General features: G+C 48.5%; 14 protein-coding genes and 1 pseudogene. 10 read left to right on the top strand and 5 right to left on the bottom strand.

Translation table 11 applies throughout. From position 1 onward, the window contains the following. Nucleotides 1-233 precede the first annotated feature (233 nt). The 7 genes and pseudogenes from ACFQ3W_RS14285 (at nucleotide 234) to folE (ending at nucleotide 5,247) form a co-directional block, all read left to right on the top strand. Nucleotides 234-677, top strand: a complete 444-nt coding sequence (locus ACFQ3W_RS14285) for a GNAT family N-acetyltransferase (RefSeq protein WP_379319905.1) — start codon at nucleotides 234-236, stop codon at nucleotides 675-677. A 138-nt stretch (nucleotides 678-815) separates the two neighbouring features. After that, on the top strand, nucleotides 816-1,430 hold the full coding sequence (gene lepB, locus ACFQ3W_RS14290; protein WP_379319906.1) for a signal peptidase I: 615 nt from the start codon (nucleotides 816-818) through the stop codon (nucleotides 1,428-1,430). 15 nt (nucleotides 1,431-1,445) lie between these two features. Continuing rightward, complete coding sequence (rnhA, locus tag ACFQ3W_RS14295; protein WP_379319907.1) at nucleotides 1,446-1,886, top strand: ribonuclease HI; 441 nt, start codon at nucleotides 1,446-1,448, stop codon at nucleotides 1,884-1,886. Nucleotides 1,887-1,914: 28 nt separating this feature from the next. Continuing rightward, a pseudogene (queG, locus tag ACFQ3W_RS14300) lies at nucleotides 1,915-3,010 on the top strand (tRNA epoxyqueuosine(34) reductase QueG); the annotation flags it as partial. A gap of 161 nt (nucleotides 3,011-3,171) precedes the next feature. Beyond that, complete coding sequence (locus ACFQ3W_RS14305; protein WP_379319908.1) at nucleotides 3,172-4,206, top strand: HD-GYP domain-containing protein; 1,035 nt, start codon at nucleotides 3,172-3,174, stop codon at nucleotides 4,204-4,206. A 95-nt stretch (nucleotides 4,207-4,301) separates the two neighbouring features. Beyond that, nucleotides 4,302-4,541 carry a YneF family protein gene (locus ACFQ3W_RS14310; RefSeq protein WP_379319909.1) on the top strand — a complete coding sequence of 80 codons (240 nt, stop codon included), beginning with the start codon at nucleotides 4,302-4,304 and terminating at the stop codon, nucleotides 4,539-4,541. A gap of 112 nt (nucleotides 4,542-4,653) precedes the next feature. Beyond that, nucleotides 4,654-5,247: a GTP cyclohydrolase I FolE gene (gene folE, locus ACFQ3W_RS14315; RefSeq protein WP_379319910.1), complete on the top strand. Its 594-nt coding sequence runs from the start codon at nucleotides 4,654-4,656 to the stop codon at nucleotides 5,245-5,247. 478 nt (nucleotides 5,248-5,725) lie between these two features. Here folE and ACFQ3W_RS14320 read toward each other — a convergent pair whose 3' ends face one another. Then, nucleotides 5,726-7,030, bottom strand: coding sequence for a Fe-Mn family superoxide dismutase (locus ACFQ3W_RS14320; protein ID WP_379319911.1), 1,305 nt, complete (start codon nucleotides 7,028-7,030; stop codon nucleotides 5,726-5,728). A 65-nt stretch (nucleotides 7,031-7,095) separates the two neighbouring features. Next, a complete protein-coding gene (locus ACFQ3W_RS14325) occupies nucleotides 7,096-8,124 on the bottom strand; it encodes an alpha/beta hydrolase (protein WP_379319912.1) in 1,029 nt (342 codons plus the stop codon). Nucleotides 8,125-8,448: 324 nt separating this feature from the next. Here ACFQ3W_RS14325 and ACFQ3W_RS14330 point away from each other — a divergent pair, with 324 nt between their 5' ends. Next, on the top strand, nucleotides 8,449-9,195 hold the full coding sequence (locus ACFQ3W_RS14330; protein WP_379319913.1) for an IclR family transcriptional regulator: 747 nt from the start codon (nucleotides 8,449-8,451) through the stop codon (nucleotides 9,193-9,195). A gap of 504 nt (nucleotides 9,196-9,699) precedes the next feature. On the opposite strand, the gene ACFQ3W_RS14335 is transcribed toward ACFQ3W_RS14330, so the two are convergent. The 3 genes from ACFQ3W_RS14335 to ACFQ3W_RS14345 are packed head-to-tail and all read right to left on the bottom strand — an operon-like array spanning nucleotide 9,700 to nucleotide 12,850. After that, entirely contained in the window at nucleotides 9,700-11,313 is a 1,614-nt protein-coding gene (locus ACFQ3W_RS14335; RefSeq protein WP_379319914.1) for an alpha/beta hydrolase family protein, read from the bottom strand. A 28-nt stretch (nucleotides 11,314-11,341) separates the two neighbouring features. After that, nucleotides 11,342-12,451, bottom strand: coding sequence for a DUF1648 domain-containing protein (locus ACFQ3W_RS14340; protein WP_379319915.1), 1,110 nt, complete (start codon nucleotides 12,449-12,451; stop codon nucleotides 11,342-11,344). Nucleotides 12,452-12,457: 6 nt separating this feature from the next. After that, nucleotides 12,458-12,850, bottom strand: a complete 393-nt coding sequence (locus tag ACFQ3W_RS14345; protein ID WP_379319916.1) for a GntR family transcriptional regulator — start codon at nucleotides 12,848-12,850, stop codon at nucleotides 12,458-12,460. A 126-nt stretch (nucleotides 12,851-12,976) separates the two neighbouring features. Between ACFQ3W_RS14345 and ACFQ3W_RS14350 the strand changes: the two genes are divergently transcribed. Together ACFQ3W_RS14350 and ACFQ3W_RS14355 are read left to right on the top strand one after the other, a co-directional pair. Continuing rightward, nucleotides 12,977-13,399 (top strand): MarR family winged helix-turn-helix transcriptional regulator, encoded by a 423-nt coding sequence (locus ACFQ3W_RS14350; RefSeq protein ID WP_379319917.1) that lies wholly within the window; start codon nucleotides 12,977-12,979, stop codon nucleotides 13,397-13,399. A 92-nt stretch (nucleotides 13,400-13,491) separates the two neighbouring features. After that, on the top strand, nucleotides 13,492-14,313 hold the full coding sequence (locus tag ACFQ3W_RS14355) for an alpha/beta fold hydrolase (RefSeq protein WP_379319918.1): 822 nt from the start codon (nucleotides 13,492-13,494) through the stop codon (nucleotides 14,311-14,313). The last annotated feature ends 139 nt before the right edge of the window (nucleotides 14,314-14,452 follow it).

Here is a 14,452-nt window from a genome sequence, read left to right on the forward strand (position 1 = left end):
TTCGCTTGTTTTGCGGACTTTTAGAATTCTTTAAGAAGTTTTCTAAATGTAAACGCTTAATATAAAGCGCTTTCAGAAGAAAATTGATGTATTCTGGAGATATATATGGTTTAATGGACAAGGAAGTAGTTTTTTCGCGTTTTTTGTCTGGTTTTATTTATTCGGTTGATGTAAAAATGCGACCGTGCCTTTTACATGATTTTATCTTGCGTAAAGAAAAGGGAGATCATAGCATGCTTATTCGTTCCTTTCAGTTGAGCGACGTTAATCAAGTGATGGAGCTTTTGCAGGTAGCCTTGTCGGAAGATTGCTACGAAGACACAAAATGCGCGTTTGCCAGACAACTGTCCTGGGATTCGGAACTGATTATGGTTGCGGAAGTTGAGGACGAGATAAAAGGAGTTCTGATCGGAACGATCGATCAAAATACCGGATGTATTTACCGGATGGTCGTTCATCCAGAATACCGCCGCCGCGGGGTAGGTAAGGGTCTCGTTAAGGCCTTGGAACAGCGGTTCCAACAACGTAATGTTCGCCGGATTATGGTCGCTGGTGATGAACATAACAAAGCGATTATGCCGCTATATGAAGCGATGGGTTACGGAGCAAGCAAGTTTTTAGAAGCGTTTCAAAAGCTTGGCATCGCCGCTGCACGCACCTTGTCCGGGTCGAATTAATCAGATAATCCTATAGAGAATAAAGGTAACCTCGAGCATATCTTCCACCCGTTGCAAATGGGTGCGGGATATGCTTTTCTATTATCAGAGAGTTATATTTGCTAAAATTTTAACGAATAGTGGGTTGCGAGGTGCAACATGGAACCGATAATACATTCAAAAGGGGAGGAAACCCCTGAGGATCACGGCGAAGGAAAGAACAGACGGCGGATGAAGGCTTCTTCAAATCGACTCGTTTCAGAGCTTCGGGATATCTTGAAAACCGTGGTGATCGCTTTTGTAATCATGCTGCTGCTCAATATGTTCGTCTTCAATTTGTCCATGGTTAAGGGGCAATCGATGATGCCAACGCTGGAAGGCTATGAGCGACTTTTCGTAGATAAATTGGTGTACAACCTCGGACATCCGAAGAGAGGAGATGTCGTCGTTCTGAAAGACCCTTCTATCGGTACCGATAAAAAATCATTTCTCGTAAAACGTGTAGTTGGTGTGCCCGGAGACACAGTGGAGGTGCGAAAGCATACACTATTTGTTAATGGAAAGCTGCAGGACGAGCCTTATACCGATGTGAAGATCGAAGGGGACGATGTACCTGCGGTCAAGCTTGGGGAGAAAGAGTATTACGTGATGGGTGATAATCGTCACGCCGGACGCAGCAAGGATAGTCGCTTTTTTGGGAGCGTGCAGGAAGAGGACATTGTCGGACGGGCTGACTTCGTGTTCTGGCCGATCAGCAAAATTCGTGGTTTATAATTGGGAGGATCGATTGTGAAGGAAATAACGATATATACGGATGGCGCCTGCTCCGGTAACCCGGGACCTGGGGGATGGGGAGCAGTATTAATGTTTAACGGGCATCGCAAGGAACTATCCGGCGGAGAGAAAATGACGACCAACAACCGTATGGAGATTCAGGCAGTCATTTCGGCGCTGAGCCAACTCAAAGAGCCCTGCAACGTAAAGGTGTACAGCGATTCGGCCTATGTCGTGAACTGTTTTCAGCAGGGATGGATTCGTGGATGGCTCAAGAACGGTTGGAAGAACAGTAAGAATCAGCCCGTAGAAAACCGTGATTTGTGGCAGGAACTGTGGCGGTTGATGGGAATCCATAAGGTGGAATACGTCAAGGTTAAGGGACATAGTGACAACGAGTTAAACAATCATTGCGATTTGCTCGCAAGAGAAGCGATTAAGCGGCTCTCTCTTTAAAATCGAAATAATATTCAGGCAGGGAGGGATGTCTGTGAACGATACAAATTCCGGCAACATATCCTTCCGTGAAGGATTAAAAAAGTGGGCGGAGCTAAAGCAAGACATCAAGGATGCTGCGTCCTCCATAGGAATTGACGATATCGGGTTTGCTTCCGCAGATCCGTTTCTTTCTTTAAAAGAGGTTTTACTGGACCGTCGCAGCAAAGGGTATGAATCCGGATTCGAGGAGCCGGATCTGGACAAGCGTGTTTATCCGGAGTTGTCGTTATCAGAGCCGGCTTCGCTCATTTCGATCGTCGTTGCTTATCCATCTAAAATGGAAAACCCGCCGAAATCGGAACCCGGACAGCGCCGTGGCATTTTATCCAGATCCGCTTGGGGTCGCGACTACCATGAGGTGCTCCGTGAGGCGATGAAGAAGCTTGAGCAATTTATTCTGGATCGTGTACCGGAGGCGAGAATCGAAAGTATGGTCGATACCGGAGCCCTGGTGGACCGGGCGGTAGCGGACCGGGCGGGGATTGGCTTTAAAGGGAAAAATTGCGCGGTGATTTCACCAAAATGGGGATCTTGGATTTATCTTGGAGAGTTGATTACGAACATCCCTTTTCCGCCCGATGTGCCTGTTACGGAGGACTGCGGGGAATGTACGAAATGCATCGACGCCTGCCCGACGGGTGCGCTTGTAGGGCCTGGGGAATTAAATGCCCAGCGATGCATTTCCTTTCTAACGCAAACGAAAGGTTTTATCGATGAAGAGCTAATGGTTAAAATGGGCAACCGATTATACGGCTGTGATACCTGTCAGGTGGTTTGTCCCAAAAACAAAGGGAAATCGTGGAGTCATCGTGAGGAGCTTAGACCTGATCCGGAGACGGTTAAGCCGCTTCTTTTACCAATTCTTGATCTTAGCAACCGGGAGTTCAAGGAGCGCTTTGGTCATAGTGCAGCCGCATGGCGGGGTAAAAAACCGATTCAACGAAATGCAGTGATTGCGCTCGGGAACTTCAAAGACGCCGCTTCTATGCCGAAATTAATAGATATACTGTTTTATGACCCAAGACCTGAGCTTAGAGGCACTGCTGCATGGGCCTTAAGCCTTATTGGGGGAGAAGCAGCCATAGAAGCGGTCAGTCATGCCCTTTCCGAGGAGAAGGATGAGGAAGTGCTGATGAGATTGCGTACAGCTGAACAGAGAATGCGGGTATTACCCGCGAATGGGGATTCCTGATTAGGCTGAAATGGTGAGAGATGATGGGGCAACCCGTCAAGGGGGTAAATCATGCGATTCATCAGTATTGAGGATATCGAACCGGGGCAGTATTTGGGGAAAACGGTATACTCGGCGACCGGCACGGTACTGCTATCAGCTGGGATTCAGCTTACCGTCTTCATGATCAATACCCTGAAACGGATCGGTGTCACGATGCTATACATCAAAGATCCTGACTTTGATGATGTAGAGATAGAAGATGTACTGAGCGAGGCAACGAAAAAGGCTGTATTCCGGGAAATGAACGAGACCCTCGAAGCTACCCGGTCCGGCAAGGAATGGAGCACCAAAAAAATCACCGGAAGCATAGATACTTTGTTAAACGATGTGCTGAATAATAAAGAAGTGCTTATACAGCTTACCGATATCAGAACCGAGGATAATGCAGCTTATATGCATGCGCTGAACGTCTGTCTTATATCATCTATGATCGGGGTTAACATGGGGCTGAACTATACGCAGCTCAAAGATTTGGCGATTGGTGCGCTTTTACATGATATCGGTAAAACGATTCCTCTGCCGGAAGGGGCTCTGCAAAGTGATTTGAAAAATCATCATACATGGCGAGGCTACGAAATACTTAGGCATAAGCGCGAGTTTAACCTGCTGATCGCCCATACGGCACTTCAGCATCATGAGCAATTGGATGGAAGGGGAATTCCCCGCGGCATCGACAAGGATGAGATCCATCTATTTCCTAAAATCGTAGCTGTAGCGAATATGTATGATAACCTGATCGGCGGGGGAGGCGTTCGCAGGCGCCCCTTGCTTCCGCATGAAGCGTGCGAGCGTTTGATGGCCTGCTCGGAACGGGAGCTGGATCACGATGTGCTTGTCGAGTTTACGCGTATTGTTTCTGTTTACCCGAACGGTACTGCGGTCAGACTGTCTACCAAGGAAACCGGCGTCGTCGTCAGTCAGCACCGTGGGCTTCCTGGACGCCCCGTCATTCGGATTATACGGGGTACCGGTGATGAATTGGATGTAACCGAGGTCGATCTGGCTACCGAAACAACGTTGTTTATCGAAGCTGTTCTTGCTTGAATCGTAGTGTGGTGTAATGCTATTATATGTGAGTGCGCTCGCCGTGGACAAACCGGTGGCGGCAGCACGGACATTAACGCAGGGGTGGCTGAATCATGGATATTGTAATTCCAATTATTACACTAATCGTCGGGTTGGTCGGCGGTTTTGCGATCGGCGTGTTTTATTTGCGCAGACAGCTTACAAAGATGCAGAGTGATCCAGAAATGCTGCAAAAGATGGCCAAACAAATGGGCTACAATTTAAACAACAAGCAGATGCAGCGCGCTCAGCAAATGATGAAGAACCAAAGCCAGATCCCTGGTGCAACAGGACGGCCGAAGAAGAAAAAATAATGTATGGGCTCTAAATTAGAGCTGTAAAAGTGTGGTCGCAAAGAACAACTGCGTCAAAACCGCAACGTCCTTATGACTTACCATGCTTTTTGAAAGGAGGAGGCGCTTTAAGATGGCAGGGCTTAAAGATTACGTAAATAAACAAGTAGGCGATCATCGGGAACAAATTGAGTATCATGTTCGTGAGATTTTGAAATTAATCGGGGAAGATGTAGAACGAGAGGGCTTGCTGGAGACTCCGGCCCGGGTTACACGAATGTATGAGGAAATTTTCGCAGGGTATGATGTGGACCCTCGCGATGTTCTCGGCGTTACATTTGAGGAAAATCACGAAGAGCTGGTCATTGTAAAAGATATCGTTTATTACAGTCAATGCGAACATCATATGGCGCCTTTCTTCGGTAAGGTGCACATTGGGTACATCCCGAGTGGTAGAATCGCCGGGCTTAGCAAATTGGCTCGTCTGGTAGAGGCGGTAACCCGCCGCTTGCAGGTTCAGGAACGCATCACTTCGCAGATTGCCGATATTATGGAAGAAGTGCTGAAGCCTCAAGGTGTGATGGTTGTTGTGGAAGGCGAGCATCTATGCATGTGCGCCCGTGGAGTGAAGAAGCCGGGAAGCAAAACGGTTACGTCTGCGGTTCGAGGCAGCTTCCGAACGGATGCTGCATCCAGAGCGGAGTTTTTATCTTTAATTAAGCAGTAGGCATCATTTGTTTTTTTACCTAGTAAATTTACCAAATGTATAGATCAACGAGTGAAAAATGGGGTACCGCCAGTAATTCCTGAAGTCGTAGAGCTGATTAAATGCATTTTGTGCAGTTAAACATTGACTTGCCTGGAGCTTTAAGCATTTAGATGCAGAAAGTGCAGCTAAAATAAGCAAAATAACCTTACCAAGCCAAATTGGCTCGTTTTAGATGTATGAAATGCAGCTAAAATCTGAAAATCCAGAATTTTCCCGGAATTAGCTGCACGAATTACATTTAAATGTAGATGTTATCAGTAATTCCCTCTGTAGTAGAACAGAAGAGGAAACACAAATTCCAATAACACGAAGTTCAACGTGGTTGGAACCCCATACCGAACTTCCTTCCCCATGCTCAAACGTATGGGCTAAGACAAGGACCTAGCTGCAGGCTAGGTCCTTGTCTTAGTTTTAAGTGAAAGCAAAAAACAGCCGTTTAATACGGCTGCCACTTCAATTTTCTCGCCTCCTGATAACGTTCCGCTACCGCTGGCCAATACACGACATTCCACCAATCGGCGATGTATTTATCCCGCTCGTTTTGATGCTTCAAATAGTAGGCATGCTCCCAAACGTCGAGCGGTAGTAGCGGCACGACATCCCACTGCGAAAGGTTCTGGTGCTTCTCCGCCGTAAGAATTTCCAGTCGGTGGCTGCGCGGGCTCCAGACGAGGATGGCCCAACCGCCGCCTTCTACTTTTTCAGCGGCTTGGGAAAACTGGCGATGAAACGCTTCGTAGCTTCCGAAATCCCGTTTGATTTGTTCCAGCAGTTCGCCCTGTGGCTTGCCGCCTCCCTTCGGATTCATCACATCCCAGAATATCGTATGGAGATAGTGCCCTGCTCCGTTGAAGGCAAGCTCGCGCTCCCAATGCTTCACCAGCTCGAAGTTGCCGGACTTCCGTGCCTCCTGCAGCATTTTCTCCGCTTTGTTCAAATTGTCGACATAGGATTTATGGTGCTTCTGATGGTGAATGCGCATGGTCTGCTCGTCAATGTAAGGCTCAAGGGCGTTGTAAGGGTAAGGCAAAGGGGGGAGTGTGTGACCGCCGATGGGGACGGGCTTGGTGGGAATCCGAACGGCGGCTTCCGGTTGTGCTTCATATTCCTGTCTGGCAGTTTCCTCTGTGAAAGATTCCCCGGTTTCGGCGGAACCCTGGCCCGGTACTGTTTGCGAGTATGGCTGAGCCCCAAAGGACTGAGGCTGGAACGGCGGTTCCGACTGAAAATTTATTGCATCGCCGTTAGGCTGCTGCTCCGGTGACAGGCGGTAGGGATCATACCCCCCGGGTGCCCCCATACTGCCTTCGATGCTTCCTGGACGGTTTAACGTTTCAAGTACGCCAAGAAAATATTCGGATTCCCGGATAATGTGGAGCAGCACGACCTTGGCCAGCGGAATCGACTTGACCGCCGTGCTGTGTTCAAGAATGAAGTACAGCTGCCGGATAAACTCGCGGGATTGTTGACATGCGGCAGCCAGCAGCCGTTCGGTTTGCTGTATAAGCTGCGGGCTTGAAGCAGCCTTCTTCGAGGACAAGCCGTACTGCAGCAGGCGATCGGCCGCTTCCTCTGTTCGGGTAAAAACCACCTTCCATTCGTCCAGCAGCTTCACGAAATTTCTCTCCAAATTAGGCACAATCGCCTTGATGACATCGGTATGCTCCGCCTCCTGCTGCTTCCAGAAGCGAATTTCCTCCAAAATGCGCACAGGCAAATAAGGCCCGTAAACGAACAGCATCGGTTAACCTCCCTTGGTTTTATAGTCATTACTACAAGCCTATTCCAAGAGAGGTTTGGCCTATGCTATTTCGATTCGGACCCTGCTTTCTTACTGTGGTCGTTTCCTGAAGCTTTGATGTGGCTAAGGAACAAAGATACTTTTCTTAAATATTCCTTCGGATGCTCCCGGAATATCAATTCATGGTGCGATCCTTTTACGATCCACACACCGGAGTACTCATTCGTCTGGTTGGCAGCAAGTTTTTCGGCAATCGGGTAAGGAGCTTTGTCGTCCTTCGTACCATGAATAAATAGCGTTGGAAACGGATAATCCATCGATTTTACTTCTCCGTAAGGAATTTGCCGCAAACTCGTTCCGTTCAAAACCGGAAGCAGCAATCCGATAATTTCTAACGACGGATGCCGTGGAAGATCGATATGCTGGCGAATGTTATGGTACATCGTATCCGGCTCTAACAAGAAGGTGCTATCAAGTATCATTCCATCGATATCCTTGTTGCCCAGTCCAGCCTGCAGCGCCGTCCCGGCTCCCATAGAGAAGCCCCAGACAACGATTTCCTGAGCGCCGCGCTGCTTGGCAACCTGGATTGCCCCGAGCAGCTGCTGGGCCTCTTTTTTACCTCCGGTAGCGACTTCTTTGCTGTTCTGGGCGGCAAAGCCGTAGTCGAACATGATCACGTTAAAATTCAGTTGATGAGCAAAGTTGGCGAGGTCATACATCGGTATCCACGATTCTTCGCGGTTTGCCCCATAGCCATGGCTAAAAACGATCGTTTTATCGGATTTTTCTGCAGGAATGTACCATCCTTGCATCATTCGGCTTCCGTCCGCCGCGGGGAAAACGATGTTTTCGTAGTCCAGATTTTTGGACAGCTTAGGATTGGAATAAAGCGGCGCGACCGTCGGATTGGACAGCACCCATGCGATATACCCGTGCAGCGATATGAAGCAAAATAGCAGGAAAAACAGCACGGATAAGAGCAGGGCAACGACGATATGCTTGAGGCTGATACGTCGGCTTGCGGTTGCGGGAATATCGCTATTGTGAAATGCCGAAGGCAAGGGAAGGTCACTCCGGCCTGCTTGGCTCATACCTATCCCCTCCTGATATAAAGTTCATAGTGCCACTAATGCATAATATGCCTAAAGAGTGGTAGCGTTTACGTGTAGTATAAAAATGTGTAGCACCTAGAAAATTGTCGAAATAGGACGAATCTCCTAAGGTTATCGTACGGCGGCACTTCAGTAAAGTCAATGGAAAACGGGGGAAGTTGCCTGATTAACCGATACGCTGGACAGAGATAAAGGTTGTGTTATTCCTGCTAGCTTGGATTTCATTGACGAGAAGCGGTGACTTTCATATAATTTATGTAACTGTGTTTCATATAGTGAAACAAAGCAGGGAGAGGATACCAGATGGAAGACCGAAAGTTAACGGTACGCGCTGTTGAAAGGGCGCTTGACATATTAATATGCTTTACCAAGGGGAGCGATTTAAGTCTAACGGAAATTGCCGCCGAGATCGGTCTGCATAAAAGTACAGTACACCGATTATTAACGACCCTTGAAGAGCGAGGGTTCATCATTCGCAATCCGTCTACGGAAAAATATCGCCTAGGCTTAAAAATCTGGGAGTTGTCCGCTCACTTGTCTCATAACGATGATCCGGCTGTACTGCTGCTGCCGCCGATGGAGCGCCTGCGTGACCGACTTGGCGAGACGGTCAGCTTGTATTTGCGGGACGGCACCGATCGGCTGCGCATCCAAGCGGTGCAGAGCAATCAGGCGATTCGGCGGGTCGCGCCGGTCGGTGCGCGGCTGCCGCTGTTTGTGGGCGCGTCCAGCAAGGTGCTCGTCGCGTACTCGGACGAGACGGTGCTGAGGGCGGTGCTGGACAGCCCGGATTGGCCGCCGGCGATTGACAAGGCGGCTTATGTGGCCCAACTGGAGCAAATCCGTAGGGACGGATTTGCTACCAGCTATGAGGAGCGGGAGCCGGGGGCGTCCGCCGTCTCCGCGCCGATCTTCGACCGGACCGGCAAAATTGCCGCAGCCTTGTCTGTGTCGGGGCCTGTCAGCCGGCTGACGCCGCAGAAGCTGGAGGAATTTGGGCCACATCTGATTGAAGCGGCCCGCGAAATGGGTATGATGATGCAGGCGTAATGCTAAATTAGCGTAAGCAATACAGTGTAGGCAAGGTACGTATAGCCTGGCATCACCTGAGTTATCTCAAATTTATGCCACTTTGTGAAGTCTATGCATTGCCCATGTTCAAGCGATCAGGGCCTAACTTTATACTCATTAATTTTTGGGTGCACCTGCTAAATGTATATAGTACAACTATTTTGCCCGAATTCACTGATCCAAGGGCATTAGTTGTAAAATGTACATTTAAACGCAGTGAAATTCGTAATGTTCAGCTTAATGAGCTCTTTAGATGTATGTTTTACATCTATTTCTTCCCGAACCTGAGGTGAGGGGGAATTTAAATGTACAAAATACAACTAGCCAACCACTCTATTGACGTTGGCGAGTCCCAAGACGAATGGCTATGTGAGTGGCAAGTTACCACGCGTTCAACAACATAATACATTAAAAGGCAGCCAGCCTAAGCGTATGATTCAGTCGCTTAGGTGGCTGCCTTTTTAGCTGCCAATCATATTAGGTTTATTTTTTAGCAGTCTTCTTAACCCAACTGGCGATATCATCGACAATGGTTTTGGAAACGTTGGAAGGCTGAGCGTATTCCGCTCCGATCGAAACGCCGTCATATTCCGCAAGCAGATGGTTGACTTTCGGATAAGATTTAAACTCGACATCCTTGCGGTCCTTCAAGGCCGCTTTCCAGCCCTCGAACTGGCTCATAAGCACTTGCCAATCGTTTTCCCCTTGCAGAACAAGCATCGGTCCGCTTTGCTTCTTGACAAGCTCGGAGGGAACATAGTTCTTCTGTTCAAACCACCAGTATGCAGGCGGAAGCGGGAAATTGTTCGGCATATTGTCCACTGTGTACTTCGGATCGTTGATGATATTGGCGATTGCAATGTATTGCGCTGCTTGCTGCTCATATGGCGTAGCGTCCATCCCTAATTTTTTGACGCGATTCACGATTTCTTTTTGCTGTTCGGCCAATACATCAGCAAATTTGCCGCTAGGTCCGGACAAAAGAATGGTTCCGGCGATCGATTTGTTCTGATCGTTTGCGATGATGAGAGGCATCGCAAATCCACCTTGACTGTGTCCAGCTACGAAAATTTGGGTAGCCTCGATGCCTTCCGTCTTCTTCAGCAATTCTACGGCCGTCAGCGCGTCATCGACGGTTTCCCGTTTGAGCGTAAATTTATCGTCTGAGGCTACCTTGAATGAATGCTCATAAGTCACCTTGTCGTAACGAAGTACGGCGATGCCTTGTGCGGCAAGACCCACAGCAAGGTCGCGGAAAGGCTTGGCGCCGCCGATGGACTCATCGCGGTCATTGGTGCCAGAGCCATGCACAAGGACTACGGCTGGGAACGGTCCCTTACCGGCTGGAAGCGTTAATGTGCCCGGTAGGGCGAAGGCCCCGCTGCCTATAGTCACTTCCCGTTCAGTGTATGCCGCAGCGTTGTCATAAGCCGGCTTTTGATACGTTGAAGCCGTCGCGACAGCCAGGTATAAGTCGTCTACCTTCCCGGCGGAGTTCAGCCGTACCGTGAGGGTGAACGGTATTTTGTCAGTGTTGAACGTGTAGGTCACATTCCGGTAAACGCTGTTTACACTTTCTTGCTTGGCCGGCTGCTGCTCGGTTTTGCCAAACAAGGCGGCATTGTTTTTCCACAGCTTACCAAGCATTGGCGCAGGAAGGGCAAAAGCGGAAGATTCGCTAACGTACTTCGCTGCTTTGTCCCCATTTCCGGATTGAATCTCCTTCAGGAACAAATCCGCCGTATCCGGTTTCACTACATCCGTTAGCCATTTCGAGATGAGTGCGGGATCGACAATTGCGCGTCCTTCAGTAATCCGTACTGGCTCACTCAGAGATACGGTTTTGCCGTCTAATACGGCATTCGTTGCTCCAAGGTTAAGTACGAGCACATGATCTCCTTTCTTGAGCGTAATCGTGCCTTTGCTCTGATTCCAATGTACTTCCGCCCCCAGCTTGGCGGCAGCTTCCCGAATGGGAAGGCCAGAGGTTTTAGCCGGCTCGGCTGCAGACACGGACGCTGTCGGTAAAGCGAGGCTGGCAGCCAGAGTAACCGCTGCGGCAGATTGTAGCCATTTTGATGATTTGGATTTGGACATATAAATTCCTCCTTAATTAGACATCTGACTAAATGAAAGGCAAAAATGAGGCAAGAAGAATAACTGCCAAGATACCAATCAGGATGATCCACCCGGCCGGGCGGGCAAAGTTAAGCGTCCAGCCGATCCCCATTCTTTTCTCCACAAAGATCGAAGGGTCCTGTGGATTAAAGTAGATCGCTCCAAGCTTCCAGTAACGATCATCGTTCGGCGGAGCTGCATGGGAGCCTGCGTCAGAATGCTCCGAAAGTTTGATCCGGCTGCCTCCTTGGCCCGTCACGAAGGAAAGAATGAACGCGGACAGAACGATAAAGAGGGGCATCAAAATACTAAGGAGCATTACAATTTGCGTATTTTGAGGGTTCAGCATGTTTAATTGAGTGAATGAAAACATGAGAACCATAGCTAGCCCTGACAGCACGGTGAATGCTGACCATCTGCGGCGAAATGCGGCATTTTGCAAAGCGGACTGCTCTGGATTGCCTGCCTGGAGCTGCTGCTTGCTCTTTTGGATGCTCCAATTGACCAGAAAAAATATCGCGGTCATAATGGCCTGCATGATGTTTGGAAACAGGACGGTGCGATAGGATTTGGCGGCACTACTTAGGACATTTCCATCAAAATCGAACCGCATAGCGACCTGATCAGGTATCCGGTTGTAGTTAGCCAGCACGAAGACTGCACTGATCGCTATAATTGCGACATGAATAAGAAACCATCCGTTCGACCATGTGAGCTTTTGCCGGTGAAACCCGGTGTCCACCGCCAAAATCGATTTTTGCACCGGGTCTAAGGACAGGGTTGGGCGAAGCTTTCTCATTCGGAAATAATAAATTAGGTTCATCGTAATGGAAATCGCAATGGCAGCTCCGATAAAGAGGCTCATTACTACGTTTTGCCCGTTTCCGTCCAGGCCCAGCAGACCGATGCTGCAAGTCAGAAGCAGGACCGCATAAATGGCACTACTAATAGCAGCGTACTGCTTGCGCATCCGCCGCAGCAGCTCGCTGTGATACTGTGCTGCACTCACAGATACTCCAAAACTAACCGTTTCCCTCGTCAAAAACGGCATAAAAGATAGGACAGCCAGCAGCGGCAAAAACATTAAAATAGCAATCAATGCTGACAGCAGTTGCATACGGTCTTACTCCTTTCGGGTTTGCGTTATCTTCAGGTAGATATGTTCAACCGTCTTCAGCAGATCATCCTTGGTCATTCCGCGGCAGATGGCTTCGGCGACGATCGGTCTTAGCTCCTCAAGCTGCTTATTCAGGAAATCCTCTGTAACTGGAGGCATTCCTTCGGGATGAACAACTACGCCTTTCTGGCGATGCACTTGAATGTAGCCATCCTGTTTTAGCAAGGTGTAGGCTTTATTCACGGTGTGAAGGTTAACTCCAATATCGGAGGCCAGATTGCGAACCGAGGGCAAGGGCTCTCCCGGTTTCAGACGCCCGCTCGCAATTCCTTCGATGATCTGATGAACCAACTGCGTGTAAATAGGGACATCAGATTGCATATCCAGCTCAATGATCACAGCGGCGTCACCTCCTAATTGTTCTAACTGTTATACATGTAATATAACAGATAAAAATCGGGGTGTAAAGTACGCCGGATAGGTTTCTATCTTGATCTTAGAAAGGAGAATCATTAATATGGGGGTATGATAGAACATAATGCTGCTTCCATGATTAGTAAAATACGAGATGCTGTAAATAAAATGATCGTCACCGAACTGGAAAAGAACGGGGTTGCGGATATCGCTCCTTCGCACGGGGATATCCTTTCTTTGCTGTACCATTCTTACGGGATGCCCATCAGCGTTTTAGCCGAGAAAATCAACCGTTCTCAACCTACGGTTACCGTTCTAGTTAATAAACTAGTTCGGCTTGGTTATGTAGAAAGAAAGAAGGATGACAAAGACAAACGGGTCACCTTGATCAGACTGACCGAGAAGGGGGAGAGCATCGGGCCCTTATTCCACCAAGTCTCAAATAGGCTGAATGAAATCATTTATGAAGGGCTGGATCTGGAGGAACAAGAGAAGCTAGAGAATATGCTTAAGCGCATTTTGCAGCGATTTTGATTTTTTTAGAAAAATACATAGACATCTATGTAATTGTGATGTATCTTTTAATACATAGATATCTATGCAAATTTGATGCAGGAGGAATTACAATGCAATGTCATCTGGATAAAATCACCATAGAGTATGAAGTGCGGGGAACTGGATTTCCGATGTTGATGCTTCACGGAGCGGGCTGTGATCGAAATTTGATGATCGGGTGCATGGAGCCGTTTTTTGAAAACCACCTCGGCTGGAAAAGGATTTACCTGGATCTGCCCGGTATGGGACGTACGAAAGGGGAAGACTGGATTCAAAGCTCGGACGATATGCTGGAAATTGTAGAGCAATTTGTTGATAAAGTTCTGCCGGATGAGCGCTTCGCTTTGGCTGGAGAATCCTATGGTGGGTATTTGTCGAGAGCTCTGCTTACCAAAAGACCGGATCAAATCGAGGGGATGCTGCTCATTTGTCCTTCCGCAGGTATCGCAAGGCGAGATGCACCTTCATTTCAAGTGATGTACAAAGATGAGGAGTATCTGGAATCCATGAAGGACAATGTTGCCTTTAGCGAATTTACGCGTATCCAGGTCGTTCAGGATGCTTATAACTTCGAACGCTTTAAAGCGGAAATATTCAGTGGGCTGCAGGTGCGGGATATAGCTTTTATGGAGCGGATTTTTTCACGAAATGACCTGACTGTGAGTGAGGAGTTAGAGGAGCCATATGAAAAACCTGTTCTCATTCTTGCGGGAAGGCAGGATCATTCGACAGGCTACCGAAACCAGTGGGAATTCGCTCAGGAATATCCGCACGCCAGCTACGTCATGCTGGATCGCGCCGGTCATAACCTGCAAATCGAACAGCCTCGGCTGTTCCAGGCTCTGGTTAGCGAATGGATGGACCGGGTGGAGGAAAAGCGTTTGACCAAGTGAAAGACTTCTTGTAAGCATAAACAGGGAAGGAGAATAACGGGAGAAAAAGAATAACGATCTACGGGTCGCTCTTGTCCGCCACTTGTCTTTTGATTGGAATAGAAGGATGACAAGTGGCTCCCAAATGCGGACGTAAAAC

Source organism: Paenibacillus puldeungensis, from assembly GCF_042678945.1.
Lineage (GTDB): Bacteria > Bacillota > Bacilli > Paenibacillales > Paenibacillaceae > Fontibacillus > Fontibacillus puldeungensis.